The organism is Modicisalibacter xianhensis (assembly GCF_900113605.1).
Lineage (GTDB): Bacteria > Pseudomonadota > Gammaproteobacteria > Pseudomonadales > Halomonadaceae > Modicisalibacter > Modicisalibacter xianhensis.
In genome coordinates this window covers 30,679-52,670 of the sequence record NZ_FOPY01000019.1, presented here as the reverse complement: position 1 = coordinate 52,670, position 21,992 = coordinate 30,679, and the positions used below count along the sequence as shown (strand labels likewise).

Below are 21,992 nucleotides of genomic sequence, written 5' to 3'. Positions count from 1 at the left end.
AAACCCCAACGAAAACAGCGCCTTGCGCTACCTTTACCGCCAGCGACGTGTGCCCGTCGTCAGCAGCGGATGCGTACTCTACGCGTCCCGATCGGGCCTGACAAGCCTTCTTTGAAGTTTTTTGGAAAAGTATCAAGCAACGGGTTCATTGCGCTTCTTTAGGCTTGGGGTGAAACCTGCGACTAAGCCACAGGGCAGCTTGGCCACTGTAGAACAAAAGCAGCCCGTCGAGTTGTTGGGCTGCTTCACATATGTACCTCTCGCTACCACTACTACCACAAGGGAGCGCACCGCGAGGTGCGGTCACACTTCGCTAAACGCCGTTATACCTATCTTGTCATTTAGCCGGCGTGATGCGTGGCGTCTGTCGCGGAGCAATCATGTTTTCAGGACGCAGAATATCGTTCAGTGTCGCCTCGTCCAGTAGCCTTTCCTCGCGCACGAGTTCGAGCACCCCCCTACCGCTATGCAGAGCCTGCTTTGCAATTCGCGTGGCATTCTCGTAGCCGATATAGGGATTCAGTGCAGTGACCAGCCCGATAGACCCCTCCACCAAGGCCAGGCAGTGATCCTTGTTGGCGGTAATGCCGACGATGCACTGCTCACGCAGCATGTCCATGGCACGCGTGAGCAGCCGAATGGAATCGAAGATCTTGTAGGCGATGAGCGGCTCCATGACGTTCAACTGCAATTGTCCGCCTTCGGCAGCCATGGTCAGCGCCAGGTCGTTGCCGATGACCTCGAACGCCACCTGGTTGACCGCTTCGGGAATCACTGGGTTCACCTTGCCGGGCATGATCGAGCTGCCGGGCTGGCGTGCCGGCAGGTTGATCTCGTTGAGCCCGGTGCGGGGGCCACTGGAAAGCAGCCGCAGGTCGTTGCAGATCTTCGAGAGCTTGACCGCCAGGCGCTTGAGCATGCCCGAAAAGAGTACGAACGCACCCATATCGGAGGTTGCTTCTATCAGGTCCGTGGCTGGTACCAGGGGTTGCCCGCTGATCCTGGCCAGTTCATCCACGGCCAAGCGCTGGTAGCTCGGGTCCGCATTGATGCCGGTGCCGATTGCCGTCCCCCCCAGGTTGACCTCGCAAAGCAAAGGCGGAACCTGCTTGCGTAGATGCCCCAGGTCCTCGCCGAGTGTGGTCGCGAAGGCATGGAACTCCTGCCCCAGAATCATCGGGACGGCATCCTGCAGTTGGGTGCGCCCCATCTTGAGTACATCCGCAAAAGCCTGGCCCTTGTCTGCAAAGGCACCACACAACTGATCGAGGCTGTCGAGCAGGACGTCGTGACCCAACAGCAGTCCCAGACGAATCGCCGTCGGATAGGCATCATTGGTCGACTGCGACATGTTCACATCGTTATTGGGATGCAGATGCCAATAGTCGCCCTTGGACTGGCCGAGGATTTCCAGGCCGATGTTGGCGATTACCTCATTGGCGTTCATGTTGGTGGAGGTCCCGGCCCCGCCCTGGATCATGTCGACCACGAACTGCTCGTGATACTGGCCATCGATGATGCGCTGGCTGGCTTCACGGATGGCGCCGAATCGCTCCTCGCCCAGATGCCCAAGGCGATGATTGGCTTCCGCAGCGGCCTGCTTGACCATGGCCAGTGCCACCACCAGTCGAGGATAGTGAGAAAGCGGCACACCACTGAGATGGAAATTATTCACGGCACGTAAGGTCTGGATGCCGTAATAGGCATGGGCAGGAACATGAAGCGTACCTAACAAGTCCTTTTCTTCACGGGTGCGGTACTCATCCTCACCCACGTTGAATGTCCGAGATGCAGTCATACGGGTATCCAGCCTCAACACGGCAAAAGAGAAAAACAGAGATAAGCAAAAACGCGGCAACCCTACCCTGCCCATGGCGACGTGACTAATGCCAGTACTTACTCAGTCATGCAGGGTCGGTATGAGGCGCTAAGATTGACTTGGTACATGACTGGTATCGGAACACATTGCCGGCCTGAAACACGCTTGGCAGCAAATGAAGGGAAGGCGTCGAAATGATTACTAAGGACGAAATGCACTATCTGAAACGCTGTATCGCGTTGGCAACGGAAGCGCTGGAGGCCGGTGACGAACCGTTCGGCAGCGTCCTCGTCGATGAAAAGGGCACGATACTGGCCGAAGATCGCAATCGTATTGCTGGCGGCGACCCGACCCGGCACCCCGAACTGGCCCTGGCTCGCTGGGCAGCCAGTAACATGACGCCAGAAGCGCGTGCTGCGGCAACCGTTTATACCTCCGGTGAACACTGCCCCATGTGCGCTGCTGCTCATGGCTGGGTGGGGCTCGGTCGCATTGTCTACGTCAGTTCCGCCGAACAGTTGGTGTCCTGGCTCCAAGGATGGGGAGTCGCTCCACCCCCGGTACATCCCCTGCCTATTCAGGCTATTGCTCCCAACGTGACTGTCGAAGGGCCGGTAGCAGGACTGGACGAAACGGTAAAAGCGCTGCACCAACAATTGCATGAGCAGCGATGAATGGCCTCGCTTGGCAGCGAGGCGCCGATCGAAACGTAATGGCATCGAGATGACAGCCACTACGGTAACTTGAGCATGACTGTTGTAATGCCGGCCTATCGGCGCAAGCAACCAAGGTTTTGAGCGGCTCCTGCAAAACACGATTTCCACGCTGCCTGGGGCTACTCCGCTGCCTCGGCAATGGATTTCAAACGCTCCATATCCTTGATACAGAATTCCCGCCCTTGAGCCGCCAGGATGTTGGTTCTCTGAAAACGCCCTACCAGCCGGCTTAACGTTTCATCCGCCATGTACAAATAGTTGGCTATCTCACATCTCGTCATCGGCAGCCTGAAGCAAGAAGGAGAAAACCCCTGCGCTTGAAAACTGGAAGACATGGCCAGAAAGAAGCGTGCCAGACGCACATCCGACGGTTGGCTCATCATGTTCCACATGCGAGTCAGCTCTCGCTGCATGGTTCGGCTCAAGTAGCAAACTAGCTGTAGATGGTCTGTCTGAACGCCTGGAAACTTCTCGAGCCGATCAAACGGAATATGCAATAGGCCAGCAGTCTCCAACACCGTGACCTTGCCCACGTACCGCCTGTCCTCGATGGCATCTAGCCCAATGACATCTCCGGGAAGAAAGACATGGGTGATCTGGTACCCACCACCCTTGTCCCGAAAGCTCTGCTTCAACATGCCACAGCGTACGATATACAAGCCATGAAAGGCTTCACCCTGTTTGACAAGCTCCTGCTTTCTTCGGAAGGCGGGGAGCCTCCGAAAAGACTTACGGAGTGCATCAGATGCCGGAAAATCGATTTCCTCCGGCATCGAGTACTGATTGGCTTGCGGGGCAGCCCCTGCATGTATCAATCTCATTCTCAAACATTCCTGCAAGAAAGCGTAGCGTAAGCAGTTATTCTTAACTGAAAAATGATTTCACAAAAAATAGGCGTTAATTAAATTAAACCATTTCATGCCAATGACTACTCGATCAAACAAGGTTGTCATACATGTGAAGTGAACTATTTAATTAGCTTGCATTTTCTCGCAAGACCTCGACACATGCCGAGGCCCGATAGAATCCTGTTGGGAAAGCGCGTACTTGAGCATGGCCAAGTCACATTCGGAATCCGTTTCCATGAATTGGGCCAGCATGCGTGCCGCTTCTAAGCGGATAAAAGCATGAATGTAATCATCATAGGTAGTCACGACGGACTGGCAGTACCGGCATACCAGCTGATCGGTTGGAGCAGGATCCCCTTTCCAAAAGTTATCGCCTTGGCAATGGGGACAAGTGACTTTCCGTGAACGGTTGAACATGCAAAGGCCTCCTGCCTTCTATTCATCAAGCCGCAAAATAACAGAAGGTTCATTTCAAGTTCGTTAAAAACACGTTTGTGGGAGTATTTATTTTTGACATTACGAACAGGCGTTTTAATTGAAAGTTTATTCAACCTGAGTAAGTCAGACATACGCCGATAAATAGTTAAATCATAATCATGTTGTATAGCCATACTTCACCAACCAGGCAGTCGGCAGCAAAGCGGAACTCAGCCGTAATTTATGCTTTCCCCTCCTAGGCCAGTGTCGTTCACGGCAAGACTCGTCGATAATTAGCGCCAGTGGGATCGCCACTTCGTGATGGCGCCGTTAACAACGACGCTCGAGGCAGGCAGCAAGATGCGGGCTTAGCAGGTCAACTATTACCTGCTTCTTCACGCCGTAGCGTTTGGCTAGGCGCCATTGTTTTTCCAGGCTGCCGACGGGCTTGAATCTACAGCGTATGTGGTTACAGTCAGATGAGCGCGCATTAAAAAGGGCCAGCGATTGCTCGCAAGCCCTTGATATGACTGGCCCGCCCTATAGGATTCGAACCTATGACCTTTGCCTCCGGAGGGCAACGCTCTATCCAGCTGAGCTAAGGGCGGACACTGCCGGCAAACCGGCCCGCCTGCGACATGACCGCGCAGGCAACGCGCATTATCGTACTCGCTAACCACTCCCGCTGTCCAGTCGCCATGCGGAGTCAGGGTCTTGGCGCCAAGGCCAAGCCCTTGAATGGCGCGGTTTGTCGCATTTTCTTGCTTTGTGGGTTGTCGTTATACTGTCGGCGCCTTCGGGCCAAGAGAAGAATATCGATGACAGGACCGTGCGAGGTGGTAAGAGTGACATACAAGAAACTGTTCATGGGGGCTCTGGCCGCCCTGGGTCTGGTTGCCGGTATGACGGCCTCGGCACAAGAAGGCGACATGTCCCGTGAAGCCATCGCCGAACGACTCAAGCCGGTCGGCCAGCTCTGCTTGCAGGGCGACGAGTGTGGCGCGGCGGCGGTTGCCCAGGCCAGCCCCTCTGGCGGTGGTCAGTCCGGCGAGGATGTCTATACCAGCGTATGTGCCGCCTGTCATGCCACTGGCGCCGCCGGTGCACCGGTGCGCGGCGAAGCCGCCGACTGGACCTCGCGCCTCGAGAAAGGCATGGATACCCTCTATGACCATGCCATCAACGGCTTCAATGCCATGCCGGCCAAGGGCGGCAACCCCAACCTGACCGATCGTGAAGTGAAGGATGCCGTCAATTACCTGACCGAGCCGGTTCGTGGTGAGGATGTCGCTATCGATACGGGTGACAGTGAAGGCGAAGCTGCACCCGCTGCGCAGGCAGGCGCGGCCCCGGCCGAAGGCGAACAGCAGGTCGCCGCCGCATCCGGTGGCGCCAGCGACATCGACGGAGCAGCCATCTATGGCCAGATCTGCATGGCCTGCCACGACACAGGCGCTGCCGGCGCACCCAAGCTGGGCGACGATACAGCCTGGGCGCCGCGCCTGGAGAAGGGCATGGAAACGCTCTACGACCATGCTATCAATGGCTTCAATGCCATGCCGCCCAAGGGAGGCAACCCCGGCCTGTCCGACGCTGAAGTTCAGGCAGCGGTCGATCACCTGGTCTCTAGCGTGCAGTAACGTCCGGCGCGTTCAGCCTTTCAGCACAACGGGGCGCCTCTGGCGCCCCGTTTGCATTGCATGGCCGGGCTCTCGCTCGGCTCAACCGAGCAGCGAACGTAGCCCGGCGATGGCATCCTTGCCGCGCGCCTGTTTCTTGTCGGGATCTTCCTTGTCGGCACGCCCTTCCCATTCGAGATCTTCCGCTGGAAGTTCGTCGAGGAAACGGCTGGGCACGCAGTCCATCAGCTCGCCATAAGCCTTGCGCTGGCGCGCCAGGGTCAGCGTCAGCGTCTGGCGGGCGCGGGTGATTCCCACGTAAGCCAGGCGGCGCTCCTCCTCCACCGTGCCAGCTTCGATGGAGTTGCGGTGCGGCAACAACTCCTCTTCCAGCCCCATCAGGTACACATGCGGGAACTCCAAGCCCTTGGAGGCATGCATGGTCAGCAATTGCACACGGTCGGAATCGTCCTCCTCGGCCTGCTGCTCAAGGATATCGCGCAGCACCAGCCGTGAAATGGCCGATTGCACATCATCGGTCTCCTCGCCCTCCTCCCGCTCCATCGATTTCTCGAGTTGATCGATCAGCGTCCAGACATTGGCCATGCGCCGCTCGGCTACGGTCGGGGCACTGGCGTTCTGGTGCAGCCAGGCTTCGTAGTCCATGTCGCGCATCATCTCGCGGATGGCGGCGATGGCATCGCCCTGATCCATGCGCTTGCGCACTCCGTCGACGAAGTGAGTGAAGCGCGAGAGGCGTTCCACGGCGCGGGTCGGCAATACTTGTTCCAGGCCCAGCTCATGACAGGCCGCGAACATCGAGATGCTGCGCTCGGTGGCGTAGTTGGCGAGCTTTTCCAGCGTGCCCGGACCGATCTCGCGGCGCGGCACGTTGACGATGCGCAGAAAGGCATTGTCGTCGCCCGGGTTGATCAACAGGCGCAGGTAGGCCATCGCGTCCTTGATCTCGTTACGTGAGAAGAACGAGGTGCCACCGGACAGCTTGTAGGGAATCTGATAGTGCTGCAGCTTGAGTTCGAGCAGCCGAGCCTGGAAGTTGCCGCGGTAGAGGACCGCGAAGTCACGCCATTCGGCACGCTCCTTGATACGCCGGGTAAGGATCTCGCTGGCCACGCGCTCGGCCTCCGCTTCCTCGTGACGATTGACGACGATGCGAATCGGATCGCCCGGCCCCATGTCGGACCATAGGGTCTTCTCGTAGACGTGCGGGTTGTTGGCGATCAGGGTGTTGGCGGCACGCAGGATCACCCCGGTGGAACGATAATTCTGCTCCAGCTTGATGACCCGCAGGCGCGGAAAGTCCTCGCCCAGGGTAACCAGGTTTTCCGGCCGCGCGCCGCGCCAGGCGTAGATCGACTGGTCGTCGTCGCCGACCACGGTGAAAGTCTCGCGCTCGGCCATCAGCAGGCGTACCAGCAGGTACTGGCTGACGTTGGTGTCCTGATACTCGTCGACCAGCATGTAATGGAACTTGCGCCGCCAGCGCGCCAGCGCCTCGGGGTCACGCTGCAGGAGCACCACCGGCAGCAGGATCAGGTCGTCGAAGTCGACGGCATTGTAGGCCTTGAGATGGCGGTTGTAGGCTTCATATAGACGCGCCGCGTACTGCTCGTCTTCATCGGCGGCATGCGACAGCGCCTGGCCGGGCAGCACCAAGTCGTTCTTCCAGGTCGAGATCTGCCCCTGCACGCGGTTGATCTGGTCGGCATCGACCTGGGCATCTTTCTGCATCAGGTCACGCAGCAGCGCCTTGGCGTCCTCGGGGTCGAACAGCGAGAAGCCCGCCTTGTAGCCCAACGTCTTGAGTTCGCCGCGAATGATGGTCAGGCCCAACGTGTGGAAGGTCGATACCGTCAGGCCATGGCCTTCCTTGCCCTTGAGCATGCTGCCCACGCGCTCCTTCATCTCGCGGGCCGCCTTGTTGGTGAAGGTCACCGCGGCAATCCTGCGTGCGCTCATGCCGCATTCCTGAACCAGGTAGGCGATCTTGGTGGTGATCACGCTGGTCTTGCCCGAGCCGGCGCCGGCCAGTACCAGGCATGGGCCATCGATGTAGCGCACCGCTTCCTGCTGGCGCGGATTGAGCTTGGCGAGGCGTTGCTGGATCGACATAAGCGTTACTCAGTGCCCGGCTTGGGGGCGAGGGGAGTGGACACGTCTTGAGCATCTGGCTGGCTTGCCCCCGGATGGCCGGCCCCAACAAATCCCAATTGGCGCCACGCTTCGAAAACGAGGATGGCACAGGCGTTGGAAAGATTGAGGCTGCGGCTGTCGGGTAGCATGGGGATGCGCAGGCGTTGTTCGGGCGGCAGCGCATCGAGCATGGCCTGTGGCAGGCCGCGGGTTTCCGGACCGAACACCAGCGCATCGCCAGGCCGATACGCCGGCTCATGGTACCCGGTCCGTCCGCGGGTGGAAACGGCGAAGACCCGCTCGGGCGCGACATCGCGTACGAAGCTCGCCCAGTCGGCATGCACCGTGACCCGTGCCCATTCGTGATAGTCGAGCCCGGCGCGCCGCAGGCGCTTGTCGTCGAGGGTAAAGCCCAGTGGCTCGATCAGGTGCAGGCGAAACCCGGTGTTGGCGCACAGGCGAATCAGGTTGCCGGTATTGGGCGGGATTTCGGGTTGGTACAGCACGACATCAAGCATGGCGGACTCCGTCAAACGCAATCGGGCCCCGGCAGGGGCCCGATCGAAGTGGCTAATGGACAAGCATCAGAACAGCAGGTTCACCCCGACCAGCGGCCCGCTATCCAATGTCTCGTTATCACCATCATCGAACTCGGCCCCGACCCGGCGATAGCCGACATAGGCCTGTACGTTATGCGCCACGCGATAGCGTGCCCGGGCACCCAGTTCCGAGCCATGATCGAAATCCTGGTAGGTCAGTGCCCCCGGCGTATAGACACCGTAGCCACCTACCGACAGCTTGGGCACGGCGGGCAGATAAACGTAACCGAAGCCGCCCAACCCCAGGCCACCGCCCTGGCCATGGTCGCTGTCATAGTGGCTCAGGCGCGGCCCTGCACCCACTTCGTAGGTACGGGTGGATTCGGTACCCATCAGTTGGATACCGGCAGCCGTGAGACCACCGTTGTCGTCGCTGCTGAGCAGGCTGCCGCCCAGTTCGATCCCCGGCGAAACTTCGCCGCTGGCCGCAAACCGGGCTGCCTCGTTGTTGATGTTCACGTCCAGGCCAGACGCCTGCGCCATTGAGGTCGTCAGGGCCAGGGTGGCCACACCGGCCAGAAAGGTGATTGCATTCATTACGGACATTCTCTTGGGGTACGTCTACGCCTTGGCAACGCCATAACGTTCGCGATAATCGCGGATGGCCGGCGCGTAGGGCTTGAGTTCGTCGCCAGCCTGGGTCTCGAGGTACTCAAGTACCTGATCGAGTGTGACGATACTGACCACCGGCATGCCGTAGCGGGCCTCGACTTCCTGAATGGCGCTCTGGGGCTTGATCTCATCGCCAGCCTGGCCGCGCTCCTGGCGGTCGAGCGCGATCACTACCCCGGCGGCCTGGGCCCCGGCAGCGTCGATCAGTTGCATGACCTCGCCGATGGCGGTCCCAGCGGTGATCACGTCGTCGATGATCAGCACCTTGCCTTTGAGTTCGGCACCGACGATATTGCCGCCTTCACCGTGCGTCTTGGCCTCCTTGCGGTTGAAGGCAAAGGGCATGTCGCGGCCATGCTGATCGGCCAGCGCCACGGCGGTACTCGCGGCCAGCGAGATTCCCTTATAGGCTGGACCGAACAGCACGTCGGCCTGGATGCCGCTGTCGATGATCGCCCGGGCGTAGAAGCGTCCCAGGCGCGCCAGGGCAGCACCACTGCGGAACAGGCCGGCATTGAAGAAATAGGGACTCACGCGACCGGATTTCAGGGTGAATTCGCCGAACTTGAGCACGCCCTGCTCGATGGCAAATTCGATGAACTCACGCTGATATGCTTGCATGTGACCGGCCACAGAGCCTCCCTATCATATTTATTAGTCAGGGCCATTTACCCAAACGTCGAAAGCTCGGGTATGATACACGCGCGACGAAAAAGGGACCATGTATGAAAATCGCCAGCATCAATGTTAACGGGATTCGCGAAGCCGTCGAGCGGGGCTTTCTCGACTGGCTGGCCGACCAGGATGCCGACGTCGTCTGCGTGCAGAACCTGAAGGCCAAGAGCTTCGACCTCGACGATAGCATCCTCTACCCCGAAGGCTACGAGGGCTACTTCCTCGATGCCGAGCAGGACAACTTCTCGGGCGTCGGCCTGTATTGCCGCAAGATTCCCAAGGCCATCATGTACGGCCTGGGCTTCCCGGAGTGCGACAACGAAGCGCGCTTCCTGCAGGCCGACTATGACCGTTTCAGCATCGCCAGCTTCCTGATGCCCGACGGCAGCGACTACGCCGCCAAGCAGAGCTTCATGGCGCAGTATCAGGAATACCTGAGCAAGATGGCTCGCAAGCGCCGCGAGTACATCATCTGCGGCACCTGGCACATCGCTCACAAGACGGTGGACCTGGCCAACTGGGCCGACAACCAGACCACGCCCGGCTTCAAGCCGGAAGAGCGTGCCTGGATGGACCAGATGTTCGGCCCGACCGGCTTCATCGATACCTTCCGCGAGATCAATCGCGACGCCGGGGAGTACACCTGGTGGCCGAAGCTCGACCAGGACGTGCCGCGCAGCCGCCAGGAAGGCTGGCGCATCGACTACCAGATCGTCGGCCCCAATTTCCGTCGCCATGTGGTCGACGCCTGGATCGATCGTGAAGCGACCTTCTCCGAGTACGCACCGCTGATCGTCGAATACGATCTCGACCTATAACGACAAACCTCGATCGACAAGAATCAGGTTCATCGTCGCACAACGCACAACGCCGGCCCGAGCCGGCGTTGTCGTTTCTGTGTCTGAAGGCCAAGGCCCTTAATCGCGCAGGCCCAGAGCCTCACGCTGATGGGCGAACAGTTCCGCGCCGGCCTTCTCGGCCAGGTCGAGCATCGCGTCGAGTTCGGATCGGGAGAACGCCAGCGCCTCGGCGGTGCCCTGCACTTCGATCAGCCCGCCGCTCTCGGTCATCACCACGTTCATGTCAGTGTCCGCGCCGCTGTCCTCTGGATAATCCAGGTCGACCACCGGCGTCTGCTTGAACACACCTACCGACACCGAACTGACCAGTTCCCGAAAAGGATCGGTCTTGATCAGCTTCTTGCGCTGCAGGTAGCGGATGGCGTCGACCAGCGCCACGCAGCCGCCGGTGATCGACGCGGTCCGCGTGCCGCCATCGGCCTGGATCACGTCGCAATCGACGGTGATGGTGAATTCGCCCAGCTTCTTGAGATCCACCGCCGCGCGCAGCGAACGGCCGATCAGACGCTGGATTTCCAGGGTACGGCCGCCCTGCTTGCCGCGGGTCGCCTCGCGACCGCCACGGGTGTGCGTCGCACGCGGCAACATGCCGTACTCGGCGGTGATCCAGCCCTGCCCCTTGCCACGCAGCCAGCGCGGCACACCGGGCTCGACACTGGCATTGCACAACACCTTGGTGTCGCCGAACGCCACCAGCACAGAGCCTTCCGCATGGCGGGTATACTCGCGGGTCAGCGTAATCTCGCGCAGTTGTTCGGGCTGCCGGCCACTGGGGCGCTTGAAGTCCGTGGGCATATCACCTCTCGCAATCGCTTCATTGAAAGAGCGCCATTCTACACACTCCGGCGCCCTCACGCGGGCGAACATGGCATGCCGACCACTGGCGCTCGTCAGGCGACAAATCCGTTACACTGGAGTTTTTATCATTGGGCGCTCTCTCAGCGTAAGCGTTGGCTGAACGATCGGCGAGCGACAGCGCCCCGGTTCGAGGAACACTGCATGACCCACAGCATGACCGCCTTTACCCGGCAAACCCGCGACGCCGACTGGGGCAGCCTGCAACTGGAACTGCGCTCGGTGAACCAGCGCTACCTGGAACCGCACTTTCGCCTGCCCGACAGCCTGCGCGATCTGGAACCGGCCTTTCGCGAGGCACTGCGCAACCGCCTGGCACGCGGCAAGGTGGAATGCCACCTGCGCTTCGAGCCGGCAGCCAGCGGCGAATCGCTGAGCGTCAACCGCACGCGCCTGGCCGAGCTGGCCCGCGCCCTGCACGAGGTACGCGCCGAACTGCCCGATGCGGCCATGCCCAACGCCCTGGAGCTGCTCGATCACCCCGGCGTGGTGGAAAGCCACGGTACCGACCTGGAACTCATCCAGCGCGAGGCCATGGCGCTGTTCGACGTGGCGCTGGACGACCTGATCGCCGGCCGTGCCCGCGAGGGTGAACGCCTGGCCGAGCTGATCCGCCAGCGCCTCGACGGCGTACGCATCCAGGTCGCCGAGGTCCGCGCCCTGCTGCCGGATATCCTCACCCGTCAGCGCAGCCAACTGCTCGAGCGCCTGGAAGCGCTCAAAGCTGAACTCGAACCCCAGCGCCTGGAAGCCGAGATCGCCCTGCTCGCCCAGAAGGCCGACGTCGACGAAGAACTCGACCGCCTCGAGACCCATGTCACCGAAGTCGAGCGCCAGCTCAAGCAGAAAGGCCCGGTCGGCCGCCGCCTCGATTTCCTGATGCAGGAACTCAACCGCGAGGCCAACACGCTGTCGTCCAAGTCTGTCGTCGCCGAAAGCACCCGCTGTGCGGTAGAGCTGAAAGTGCTGATCGAGCAGATGCGCGAGCAGATCCAGAATATCGAATAAGGCTATCCCTTGAGCCAGTCCAGCTCACCGAGGCCCGCATGGCAGTCACGGAGTCGCCCCTCCCTACCACATCCAACCTGGCACGTTACAAGGTCATCATTGCCGGGATCAGTGCACTGATCCTGACGGTCGGGCTGGCCCGTTTTGCCTATACGCCCCTGCTGCCCATCATGCGCGATGGCGCCGGGCTGACTGATGTGGCCGGGGGTTGGCTGGCGACGATCAATTACCTGGGCTACATGAGCGGTGCGCTGCTGGCCTCTTGCATCGGCCGGCTGTCGGTCAAGTTCACGCTGTATCGCGTGTGCCTGGTGCTGGGCGTGGCCACCACGCTGGGTATGGGGCTGACCGACAACGTCGTGCTCTGGGCCGCTCTGCGTTTCGTTGCGGGTGTCTCGAGTATCGCCGGGCTGCTGCTAGCTTCGGGCCTGGTGCTCAACTGGCTGACTCGTCACAACCATAGGCAGGAACTGGGGCTGCATTTCACCGGCCTGGGGTTGGGCATCGTGGTGTCCGGCCTGGCGCTGGCGAGCATGGTCGAGTGGACGAACTGGGCCGAACAGTGGATCGGCCTGGGCCTGCTGGGTCTCGTGTTCTTCATACCGGCGTGGCGCTGGATGCCTGCGCCGCCGCCCGTGTCCGCCAAGCATGGTCCCGCAGCGCCCCAAGGGCGATCAAGACGCTGGCTGGCCTTGATGATTGCGATCTATTTCTGCGGCGGGTTCGGCTACGTCGTCGGTGCCACCTTCATTGTCGCCATCCTGGAAAAACTGCCCTTGCTGGCGGGCGAAGGCAGTTGGGTGTGGGTGATCACCGGGCTGGCCGCCGTGCCGTCGAGCTTCCTCTGGGACCGAGTGGCTAGAAACCTGGGGTCGGTCATGGCATTGATGGTGGCCTACGGGCTGCAGACGGTCTCGTTCGTGCTGCCGGTGGTGACCGCAGATACCCTTATCAACCTGCTCAGCGCCGTACTTTTCGGCGGCACCTTCGTCGGCATCGTCAGCCTGACGCTGACGTTGATCGGCAGCCGCTACCCGGCCAACCCGGCACGCGCCATGTCGCGCCTTACCCTGAGCTATGGCGCGGCGCAGGTGGTGGCGCCGGCCATGACCGGTTACAGCGTCGCCTTTACCGGCAGCTATCATGGTGCCTTGCTGGTGACGACCGTGGTAATGATTGCCGGCATGGGTCTGTTGCTGGCGCTGCATCGGGTGACGCCACCTCTGCACCAAGCGGCCTGAGCTCGCGCAAATTACCCGAGCGCTCCCATTGCCGTTATGCTGGTTGAGGCTTGCCATCGCCAGGGAGGGACATCATGACCATTGACTCAGCCACCGCCAGCGAACTCATCGACATCGTGCGCCGCGCCGCCAGGGCGGAGATCCTGCCACGCTTTCGTAATCTCGATCCCGAGACGATCCAGACCAAGACCTCGCAGGAAGATCTGGTGACCGTCGCCGATCAGCGCGCCGAGGCCTTCATCCAGCGCGAAATCGCCGAGCGCTTTCCCGAGGCGACGATCGTCGGCGAGGAGGCGACGTCTGAGGATGCGTCGCTGCTCGAAGGTATTGCCGAGGCCGAGATGGCGGTGATCATCGACCCTATCGATGGCACCTGGAACTTTGCCAGGAACCTGACGCAGTTCGGTGTGATCCTGGCCGTGGCCAGCCGGGGCGAGACGGTGTTCGGTCTGCTCTACGATCCGGTGATGGACGACTGGATCATGGCCCATCGCGGCCAGGGGGCATTCTACGTGCGCCCGGACGGTACCCAGCGGCAGCTACAGGTGTCGGCGCGTGAGCATCTTGCGGATATGACCGGCTTCACGTCACTGCGCCTGTTTCCCAAGGAGCTGCAGTATCGGCTGGCTACGACCTTTCCCGACTTCAGCCGCATGATGAGCATCGGCTGTGCCTGCCACGAGTATCGCACCCTGGCCAGCGGTTTCGGCGAGTTCAGCCTGATCGGTGCGCTGATGCCGTGGGATCATGCGGCGGGGGTGCTCGTGCATCAGGAGGCCGGCGGCTATTCGGCGCTGCTCGATGGGCGGGCTTACCAGCCGACGATCCATCAGGGCCGGCTGCTGCTGGCCAACAGCCGCGAGACTTGGGAGAGATTGCGCGAGCGCTTCGCGTTCATGGCAGAGTAGCTTAGGCAGCCACTGTCGCCTTGGCACGCTCGATGCGCAGCCCTACCAGGAAGATCACCAGGCCACCCACAGCGAGGACCGCCCCGACCAGGCCGGTGGTCGACCAGGCGAAGCCGAGCTTGATCGTGACGCCGGCCAGCCAGGCGCCGAGCGCGTTGGCGCAGTTGAACGCTGCGTGGTTGAGCGAGGCGGCCATGGTCTGGGCGTCTTCCGCCACGTCCATCAGCCGGGTCTGCAGCGCTGGTCCCAGGGCCATGCCGGTCCCCACCAGGCCCACAAACAGGGTGCCCAGCCACACCGAGTTGGCGGCGAAATAGAACCCGCCCTGGACGATGACGCACCACACGAGGATGACCGGGATGGCACGCAGCAGGTTCCTGTCGGCAGCCCGCGCCCCGACCAGGTTGCCGATGATGGTGCCGATACCGAAGATCGCCAGCACCAGCGGTCCCAGCGATTCGCGCATACCGGCCTGCTCGGTGAGTGTGGGTACCACGTAGCTGAACACCGCGAACATACCGCCGAAGCCGATACAGGCCACGCCCAGGGTGAACAGCACGCGCTGCTTGATCATTGCGGTCAGCTCGCGCTTGGGACTGGCCTGGGTGTCGGCGGGCTGCGAGGGCACCCACAGCACGATCAACAGCGCCGTCAGCAGGGCAATGATACCCACGCCGGCAAAGGCGATTTCCCAACCCAGTAGATTGCCGGCCCAGGTGGCCAACGGGGCGCCGGCCAGGATCGCCACGGTGAGCCCGAGGATGACCCGACTGACGGCCCGGGCACGCTGCTCGATGGGCACCGCCGCCGCGGCGACCAGCGCGGCCACGCCCAGGTAAGCGCCGTGCGGTAGTCCGGCGATGAAGCGCAGCGCCACGAAAGACCAGAACCCCGGGGCGAAGGCACTGGCAATGTTGCCCAGCGCGAACATCAGCATCAGGCCGATCAGCAGCGCCCGCTTGGGCACGCGTGCGGCCAACGCGGAAATGATCGGTGCCCCTACGACCACGCCCAGCGCATAGCTGCTGATCGCATAGCCGACGTCAGGCACCGCCACCTGCAGGTCGGTGGCCACCCGGTTCATGAGTCCCATGATCACGAACTCGCCGGTGCCGATCCCGAAGGCGCCCAGCGCCAGCGCCAGTTCAGCCAGGCGGGGATGGGCGGCTGCGGCACGCATGACACGAGTGACAGCGTTCATGTAACGTCCCTTTAGGTAAAGAAATGCTTAGGCGCGCTCGACCCATGAGCCGACGACACGAAACGATGATCCGGTCGGCCCGTCAGGCAGAAATTCCGTTGCGCACCGGAAAAAGCGAGGATATTCTCAGAATAAGACGAAAGTATAAAAGAACTTTTGCCTATCGCGTGATTGAAAAACTTCATGCCAAGACAGGCAGGACTCATCTGCAAGCGCGAGGCGCCCATGCCCGAACTCATCCGCCGCCCCTTCGTCTTCCTGCGCCACGGCCAGAGCGTCTGGAACCGCGAAGGGCGCATCGCCGGCAGCCAGGACGTGCCACTGACGCCTCAGGGCGAGGACGAGGCACGCCTGGCCTTTGCCCTGCTCGGCGACATCGACTGGCCGCTGATCGTCAGCAGCCCGCTGGAGCGGGCCCGGCGTACGGCTGAACTGGCGACCGGGCGAATGCCCCATCAGCTGATCGATGGCTTGAAGGAGCGACATTGGGGCCACCTCGAAAACCAGCCCATTCCCCGCCCGATGCCCTACCTGCTCGAGCCCGACGGGGGCGAGTCCTGGGAAACGTTTGCGGCACGCGTCGTCGATACCCTCAACACCATCCTGGCACACGAAGCGGCGCCCCCCCTGGTGGTGGGGCACTCGGGGCTGATCCGGGTAGTCCGCTTCATGGCCTGTGGCTCGCCGGAGGGCCCGCGTACGGCCAATGCCCAGCCGTTATGGGTCGCTCCCGACACGCGGGCACAATGGGAAATGCGCCCGCTCGGCCTGGCCGATATCGCTCACCTGCCGCGTCTTACGCGGTCCTGACCGACCAGGGCAGCGTTTCGCCGGCACGGAACGGGACCAGGCGATGCTCGTCGCCGATGATGTCCGGCACCTGACGCGGTTCGCGAACCAGTTCGACGGTGTCCTCGTTGGGCTCGAGGCCATAGAAGCGCGGGCCGTTGAGCGAACAGAACGCCTCGAAGTGCTCGAGGGCGTTTTCCTCCTCGAACACACTGGCATACACCTCGAGCGCGGACGGTGCGTTGAACACCCCCGCACAGCCACAGCTCGTTTCCTTTGCGGCAATTACATGGGGCGCCGAGTCGGTGCCCAGGAACAGCCGTGGGTGGCCGCTGGCAATGGCATTGCGCAGCGCCTGCTGGTGGGTACCGCGCTTGAGGATCGGCAGGCAGTAGAAGTGCGGACGAATGCCGCCGACCAGCATGTCGTTGCGGTTGTGCGCCAGATGCTGGGGGGTGATGGTCGCGGCGAGGGTCTCGTTGCCCTCGCACACGTACTGGGCGGCCTCGGCCGTGGTGATGTGCTCGAAGACGACCTTGAGCTCGGGGAACTGGCGACGGATCGGCTCCATGACCTCGTCGATAAAGGCCTTCTCGCGGTCGAAGATATCCACTTCGGCGTGGGTCACCTCGCCATGAATCAGCAGCGGCATCCCCAGGCGCTGCATGGTCTCGAACAGTGGATAGACCGCCTTGACGTCGCGTACGCCATGCGCCGAGTTGGTGGTGGCATTCGCCGGGTAGAGCTTGGCGGCGGTGAACACGCCCTCGGCATGGCCGGTCTCGAGCGTTTCGGCGGTCACGCTCTCGTTGAGATAGCAGGTCATCAGCGGCGTGAAGTCGTGCCCTGCCGGCAACGCCGCCAGGATGCGTGCCCGGTAGTCGCGGGCCGCGTCCACCGTGGTGACCGGTGGCACCAGGTTGGGCATGACGATGGCCCGGGCGTAGAGCCCACTGGTGTAGGGCAGCACCGTCGCCATCAGGTCGCCGTCGCGCAGGTGCAGGTGCCAGTCGTCGGGGCGGCGGATGCGTAGCGTGGTGGCGGGGGCTGTCATAGTGGGCTCCGTAGGCTGGGGTTAAGCGGAAGGCGCCAGCGCCTGGCGTCTCACCAATAATACCAGCGCCAGGGCCGAGAGTAGCCCCACCAGCACGGCAAATCCCATGCCGGTCGCCGCCAGGCCGATGGCACGGGCGGTCAGACCGATACCCACCACCGGAATCGAGAGCGCCACGTAGGCGACGAAGAAGAACGTCGAGGTCACCGTGCCGCGCTGGTCCGGCGGGCTCGCCGCGGTGACCATGCCCAACCCGGCACGAAAGCCGATGCCCTGGCCCAGGCCGACGATCACCGCCCCGCCCAGGAATACGCCCAACGAGGCCAGGCCGATACCGGCCCCGACCAGGCCAACGCCGAGGATGACCACCGCGCAGCCGATCGGCAGTCGCCACGGCTGGGGAAAGCGATTCACCATCAGCTGACCCAAGGTCGAGGCGAAGAACACCACCCCGGCGACGAAGCCCACCAGCGCGCGGTTATCGTGGCCCAGCACCTCGTTCATGAACGCCGGCGCCGTGGCGGTGAAGAAGCCGAGCACCGCGAAGCCGGCAAACCCGGCAATGGCCGCCGGCAGGAAAGCGCCACGCACCTCCGGGGGAATGGTCAGGCGCTGGAGCCGCAGCCGCGGATGGGCGGGACGCTCGACCGTCTCGCGGGCCAGCCACACTGCGACCAGGGCGAGCGCCAGCAGGCCCAGGTGCACGGCGAAGGCCAGGTGCAGCGGCCAGGGCGCGTACTCGCCAAGCAGGCCGGCCACTACCGGGCCCAGCCCCAGGCCACCCATGTTGGCCGCCGTCGCCACGAAGGTCGCCGTGCGCTTCCAGGCATCGGGGGCGAGCTCGATGACCGCTACCGTGGCGGTGCCGGTGAAGATGCCCGCCGAGACGCCCGAGATCACGCGCCCGGCCAGCAGCATGGCCAGGCCATCGCTGTTGAGAAAGATCACGTCGCTGATCGCCGAGGCGAGCAGCCCGCCGAGCAGCAGGGGTCGGCGTCCGACCTGGTCCGACCAGCGCCCGGTGGTAATCAGCGCTGCTATTACGCCGACAGCGTAGGCAGCGAAGATCACCGTGATCATCAGCTGGGAAAAGCCGAAGCGCTGCTGATAGACCGGGTACAACGGCGTCGGCAACGTGGTGCCCAGCATGGTGAGCAGGAAAGCGAAGGCGACCCCCAGGAAGAGCCACCCTGACGCAGGGGCCCTGGGTGGCGTCGTAAACGATGGCATGGCGCGTCCTTGTGCATGAGTAGACAAGAGTCGGTCGCGACAGTGTAGGGCGAGCGCGACAATATGCGATAATGCGCGTTTACTTCGCAGCGTCTCAATCGGACACCCGCTCATGTCCCACGGTACTCTCTACATCGTTTCCGCGCCCTCCGGCGCCGGCAAGACCAGCCTGGTGCGCGCCCTGCTCGAGCGCCTCGACGACATTCAGGTCTCGGTATCCCACACCACCCGTGCCATGCGCTCCGGCGAGGCCGATGGTATCAACTACCACTTCGTCGACGAGGCCACTTTCAAGCGCATGATCGAACGTGGCGATTTCTTCGAGCATGCCCAGGTCTTCGACAATCACTACGGCACCTCGCGCCCGGCGGTCCAGGCCCTGCTCGCTGCGGGTACCGACGTGATCCTCGAAATCGACTGGCAGGGTGCACGCCAGGTGCGCGAACAGATGAGCGGCGTGGTCTCGGTGTTCATCCTGCCACCGTCGCGCGAGGCCCTGCGCGAGCGCCTGTCGTCGCGTGGCACCGATGACGCCTCGGTGATCGACCGGCGCATGCGTGACGCGATCAGTGAGATGTCGCACTTCGACGAGTACGACTACGTGGTCGTCAACGACGACTTCGAGGAGGCACTGGCCCAGTTGACCGGGCTGGTGATCGCAGAGCGTTCGCGGCTCGAGCGTGTGCGCGAACGCCAGGGTCCGCTCATTCAAGCACTCTTGTCACGCATCGAAGGCGTCGAGTAGACTGCCGTGTCCTACCCCCGCGATCATGCACACCGGTCCTCTCGGACGGGTGCCGATCACGTTGCCGTTTTACGCTTGTACAGCAAATCAGGATATTCCCATGGCGCGAGTTACCGTTGAAGATTGCCTTGATCACGTCGAAAACCGCTTCAAGCTGGTGATGATTTCGACCCAGCGTGCACGTCAGCTGGCGCGCGGCTCACGCGATGCGCTGCTGGCGTGGGAAAACGACAAGCCCACGGTCATGGCCCTGCGCGAGATCGCTGCCGGCAAGATCGACGAGAACGTACTCGACGAGCCTATCGAAGCGCCGGTGCGTTCACGCCCGGAACCCTCTCCCGCGGCGGACAACGAGGCGTAAGCCGCACGCGTGCGTAGCCGACATGACAACGGTTGCCTGCCGTCCCCGGCTGCGTGTCGGGGTTGCGGCGCGCGCCGGTCGGTTGCAGGATACGTGATGATACGGTCCGAGGTTTCTGGATAGGCGCGCCGAATGTTCACCATTGATGACCTTGCCGACCGCTTGGCCGGCTACCTTCCCCAAGACGAGATCCAGCAGGTCAAGCGCGCCTTCTATTACGCCGAGCAAGCCCACGACGGCCAGCGCCGTCGCTCCGGCGAACCCTACGTCACCCACCCGCTCGCCGTCTCCAACATCCTCGCCAACATGCACATGGACCATCAGAGCCTGATGGCCGCCATGCTGCACGACGTGATCGAGGACACCGGCGTCTCCAAGGCCGCCCTGACCAAGCAGTTCGGCGAGCCGGTAGCAGAGCTGGTCGATGGCGTCTCGAAGCTGACCCAGATCACCTTCGAGGACAAGGCGGTCGCCCAGGCCGAGAACTTTCAGAAGATGGTCATGGCGATGTCGCAGGACATCCGCGTGATCATCGTCAAGCTCGCCGACCGGCTGCACAACATGCGTACGCTTGGCGCGCTGAGGCCCGACAAGAAGCGCCGCATCGCCCGCGAGACACTGGAGATCTACGCGCGCATCGCCGGTCGCCTGGGTATCAACACCATTCGCGTCGAGCTAGAGGACCTGTCGTTCCAGGCCATCCACCCGATGCGCGCCGAGCGCATCAAGCGTGCCGTTTCCAAGGCGCGCGGCAACCGCCGCACGATGATTCGCCAGGTGCAGACCAGCCTGCAGAATTGCCTCGACGACGATGGGCTGCCCGGCACGGTGATCGGCCGCCAGAAGCACCTGCTGTCGATCTATCGCAAGATGCGCGACCAGCGCAAGCCGTTCGCCGAGATCATGGACGTGTTCGGCTTCCGCATCATCACCGACGATGTCGATACCTGCTACCGTATCCTCGGCGCGGTGCACAATCTCTACAAGCCGGTACCGGGGCGCTTCAAGGATTACATCGCCATCCCCAAGGCCAATGGCTACCAGAGCCTGCACACCACGCTGTTCGGTGCCAACGGCATGCCCATCGAGGTGCAGATCCGCACCCGCGAGATGGAAGCGATGGCCAACAACGGGATTGCCGCCCATTGGCTGTACAAGGCCGGCCAGACCGAGCGCCCCATTGCTGCCGGCAGCCACGCCCGCGCCCGCGAATGGGTGCGCGGCCTGCTCGAGATGCAGCGCCATGCCGGCAATCCGCTGGAGTTCATCGAGCACGTCAAGAACGACCTGTTCCCCGACGACATCTATGTGTTCACGCCCAAGGGCGACATCATGGAACTGCCGCAGGGGGCCACGGCGGTGGACTTTGCCTACACGGTGCATACCGACATCGGCAACGGCTGCATTGCCTGCCGTATCGACCGCCACCTGGCGCCGCTGTCGACGCGCCTGGAAAGCGGCCAGACCCTGGAAATCATCACCGCACCCGGGGCACGCCCCAACCTGGCCTGGCTGAGCTTCGTGGTCACCGCCAAGGCGCGCTCGGCGATCCGGCACGCGCTCAAGAACCAGCAGCGCACCGAGTCGATCCAGCTTGGCCGGCGACTGCTCAACAAGGCGCTGGCGGACTACGAGACCAGTCTCGAGGAGCTGCCCGACGGACGACTGCCGCGCGTGCTCGAGGAATTCGAACTCAAGCATGCCGACGATCTACTGGAGTCCATCGGCCTGGGTACGCGCATGGCCTATGCCGTGGCCCGGCGCCTGACCGAGAGCCCGGCCGATGATACGCTGTCCAGCGACATTGGCGGGCCGATGGAAGGCCCGGTGGTGATCAGCGGTACCGAGGGCATGGTGATCAGTTTCGCCCGTTGCTGCCATCCGCTGCCGGGCGATCCGGTGATCGGCCATCTGTCGGTGGGCAAGGGCATCGTCGTGCACCGACTCGACTGCCGCAATCTGGACGAGCTGAAGCGCGACGACCCCGACAAGCTTTTCTCCTTGGAGTGGTCGCCCGAGATCAGCGGCGACTTCCCGGTGGGGTTACGCATCGAGATGGAAACACGCCGTGGCCTGGTCGCCGAACTGGCGAGCCTGGTGACCGATGCCGATGCCAACATCGAGCGTATCGGCATCGAGGAACGCGACGTTCGCCTGTCGATCGTCAACCTGACCCTGGCGGTGCGCGATCGCGTGCACCTGGCCCGGATCATCAAGCGGATTCGCAACCTGCCCCACGTCGGCAAGATCCACCGCGTCCGCAACTGAAGCCTTGTCTCGC

At 62.5% G+C, this 21,992-nt stretch carries 20 protein-coding genes and 1 tRNA gene; 10 read left to right on the top strand and 11 right to left on the bottom strand.

Annotated features, from left to right (window positions below):
• Positions 1-337 precede the first annotated feature (337 nt).
• Positions 338-1,798 carry an aspartate ammonia-lyase gene (locus BM194_RS18245; RefSeq protein WP_092849839.1) on the bottom strand — a complete coding sequence of 487 codons (1,461 nt, stop codon included), beginning with the start codon at positions 1,796-1,798 and terminating at the stop codon, positions 338-340.
• Positions 1,799-2,013: 215 nt separating this feature from the next.
• Here BM194_RS18245 and BM194_RS18240 point away from each other — a divergent pair, with 215 nt between their 5' ends.
• Positions 2,014-2,493: a nucleoside deaminase gene (locus BM194_RS18240; protein WP_092849837.1), complete on the top strand. Its 480-nt coding sequence runs from the start codon at positions 2,014-2,016 to the stop codon at positions 2,491-2,493.
• A gap of 161 nt (positions 2,494-2,654) precedes the next feature.
• Here BM194_RS18240 and BM194_RS18235 read toward each other — a convergent pair whose 3' ends face one another.
• Together BM194_RS18235 and BM194_RS18225 are read right to left on the bottom strand one after the other, a co-directional pair.
• Positions 2,655-3,356 carry a helix-turn-helix domain-containing protein gene (locus BM194_RS18235; protein WP_092849834.1) on the bottom strand — a complete coding sequence of 234 codons (702 nt, stop codon included), beginning with the start codon at positions 3,354-3,356 and terminating at the stop codon, positions 2,655-2,657.
• Between the two features lie 975 nt (positions 3,357-4,331).
• A tRNA-Arg gene (locus tag BM194_RS18225) sits at positions 4,332-4,408 on the bottom strand.
• A gap of 237 nt (positions 4,409-4,645) precedes the next feature.
• On the opposite strand from BM194_RS18225, the gene BM194_RS18220 reads away from it, so the two are divergent.
• A complete protein-coding gene (locus tag BM194_RS18220) occupies positions 4,646-5,440 on the top strand; it encodes a c-type cytochrome (RefSeq protein ID WP_340148088.1) in 795 nt (264 codons plus the stop codon).
• 81 nt (positions 5,441-5,521) lie between these two features.
• On the opposite strand, the gene rep is transcribed toward BM194_RS18220, so the two are convergent.
• From rep to pyrE, 4 genes are all read right to left on the bottom strand, one after another.
• Positions 5,522-7,552 carry a DNA helicase Rep gene (gene rep / locus BM194_RS18215; protein ID WP_092849827.1) on the bottom strand — a complete coding sequence of 677 codons (2,031 nt, stop codon included), beginning with the start codon at positions 7,550-7,552 and terminating at the stop codon, positions 5,522-5,524.
• 5 nt (positions 7,553-7,557) lie between these two features.
• Complete coding sequence (gene trmL / locus BM194_RS18210; RefSeq protein ID WP_092849825.1) at positions 7,558-8,091, bottom strand: tRNA (uridine(34)/cytosine(34)/5-carboxymethylaminomethyluridine(34)-2'-O)-methyltransferase TrmL; 534 nt, start codon at positions 8,089-8,091, stop codon at positions 7,558-7,560.
• A gap of 66 nt (positions 8,092-8,157) precedes the next feature.
• Positions 8,158-8,709 (bottom strand): YfaZ family outer membrane protein, encoded by a 552-nt coding sequence (locus BM194_RS18205; RefSeq protein ID WP_092849823.1) that lies wholly within the window; start codon positions 8,707-8,709, stop codon positions 8,158-8,160.
• Between the two features lie 24 nt (positions 8,710-8,733).
• Positions 8,734-9,405, bottom strand: coding sequence for an orotate phosphoribosyltransferase (gene pyrE, locus BM194_RS18200; protein ID WP_092849820.1), 672 nt, complete (start codon positions 9,403-9,405; stop codon positions 8,734-8,736).
• A 104-nt stretch (positions 9,406-9,509) separates the two neighbouring features.
• Between pyrE and BM194_RS18195 the strand changes: the two genes are divergently transcribed.
• A complete protein-coding gene (locus BM194_RS18195) occupies positions 9,510-10,277 on the top strand; it encodes an exodeoxyribonuclease III (protein ID WP_092849818.1) in 768 nt (255 codons plus the stop codon).
• Between the two features lie 99 nt (positions 10,278-10,376).
• On the opposite strand, the gene rph is transcribed toward BM194_RS18195, so the two are convergent.
• Positions 10,377-11,114 carry a ribonuclease PH gene (gene rph / locus BM194_RS18190; RefSeq protein ID WP_092849816.1) on the bottom strand — a complete coding sequence of 246 codons (738 nt, stop codon included), beginning with the start codon at positions 11,112-11,114 and terminating at the stop codon, positions 10,377-10,379.
• Between the two features lie 204 nt (positions 11,115-11,318).
• Here rph and BM194_RS18185 point away from each other — a divergent pair, with 204 nt between their 5' ends.
• From BM194_RS18185 to BM194_RS18175, 3 genes are all read left to right on the top strand, one after another.
• Positions 11,319-12,182, top strand: a complete 864-nt coding sequence (locus BM194_RS18185; RefSeq protein WP_092849815.1) for a YicC/YloC family endoribonuclease — start codon at positions 11,319-11,321, stop codon at positions 12,180-12,182.
• Positions 12,183-12,220: 38 nt separating this feature from the next.
• Positions 12,221-13,423, top strand: a complete 1,203-nt coding sequence (locus BM194_RS18180; protein WP_092849813.1) for a YbfB/YjiJ family MFS transporter — start codon at positions 12,221-12,223, stop codon at positions 13,421-13,423.
• A gap of 74 nt (positions 13,424-13,497) precedes the next feature.
• Positions 13,498-14,331 (top strand): inositol monophosphatase family protein, encoded by an 834-nt coding sequence (locus tag BM194_RS18175; protein ID WP_092849810.1) that lies wholly within the window; start codon positions 13,498-13,500, stop codon positions 14,329-14,331.
• Between the two features lies 1 nt (position 14,332).
• Here BM194_RS18175 and BM194_RS18170 read toward each other — a convergent pair whose 3' ends face one another.
• Positions 14,333-15,532 carry an MFS transporter gene (locus tag BM194_RS18170; protein WP_422730677.1) on the bottom strand — a complete coding sequence of 400 codons (1,200 nt, stop codon included), beginning with the start codon at positions 15,530-15,532 and terminating at the stop codon, positions 14,333-14,335.
• 225 nt (positions 15,533-15,757) lie between these two features.
• Between BM194_RS18170 and BM194_RS18165 the strand changes: the two genes are divergently transcribed.
• The gene (locus BM194_RS18165; protein WP_092849843.1) at positions 15,758-16,342 is read left to right on the top strand and encodes a histidine phosphatase family protein; all 585 of its coding nucleotides are present in this window, start codon (positions 15,758-15,760) and stop codon (positions 16,340-16,342) included.
• On the opposite strand, the gene pyrC is transcribed toward BM194_RS18165, so the two are convergent.
• Both pyrC and BM194_RS18155 read right to left on the bottom strand, forming a co-directional pair.
• Positions 16,329-17,375: a dihydroorotase gene (pyrC, locus tag BM194_RS18160; protein ID WP_092849808.1), complete on the bottom strand. Its 1,047-nt coding sequence runs from the start codon at positions 17,373-17,375 to the stop codon at positions 16,329-16,331. The genes BM194_RS18165 and pyrC overlap by 14 nt on opposite strands.
• A gap of 21 nt (positions 17,376-17,396) precedes the next feature.
• Positions 17,397-18,605, bottom strand: coding sequence for an MFS transporter (locus BM194_RS18155; protein WP_092849806.1), 1,209 nt, complete (start codon positions 18,603-18,605; stop codon positions 17,397-17,399).
• Between the two features lie 112 nt (positions 18,606-18,717).
• Between BM194_RS18155 and gmk the strand changes: the two genes are divergently transcribed.
• The 3 genes from gmk (at position 18,718) to spoT (ending at position 21,979) form a co-directional block, all read left to right on the top strand.
• The gene (gene gmk / locus BM194_RS18150; RefSeq protein WP_092849803.1) at positions 18,718-19,350 is read left to right on the top strand and encodes a guanylate kinase; all 633 of its coding nucleotides are present in this window, start codon (positions 18,718-18,720) and stop codon (positions 19,348-19,350) included.
• Positions 19,351-19,450: 100 nt separating this feature from the next.
• Positions 19,451-19,711: a DNA-directed RNA polymerase subunit omega gene (rpoZ, locus tag BM194_RS18145; protein WP_092849801.1), complete on the top strand. Its 261-nt coding sequence runs from the start codon at positions 19,451-19,453 to the stop codon at positions 19,709-19,711.
• Between the two features lie 132 nt (positions 19,712-19,843).
• Complete coding sequence (gene spoT / locus BM194_RS18140) at positions 19,844-21,979, top strand: bifunctional GTP diphosphokinase/guanosine-3',5'-bis pyrophosphate 3'-pyrophosphohydrolase (protein ID WP_092849799.1); 2,136 nt, start codon at positions 19,844-19,846, stop codon at positions 21,977-21,979.
• Positions 21,980-21,992 lie beyond the last annotated feature (13 nt).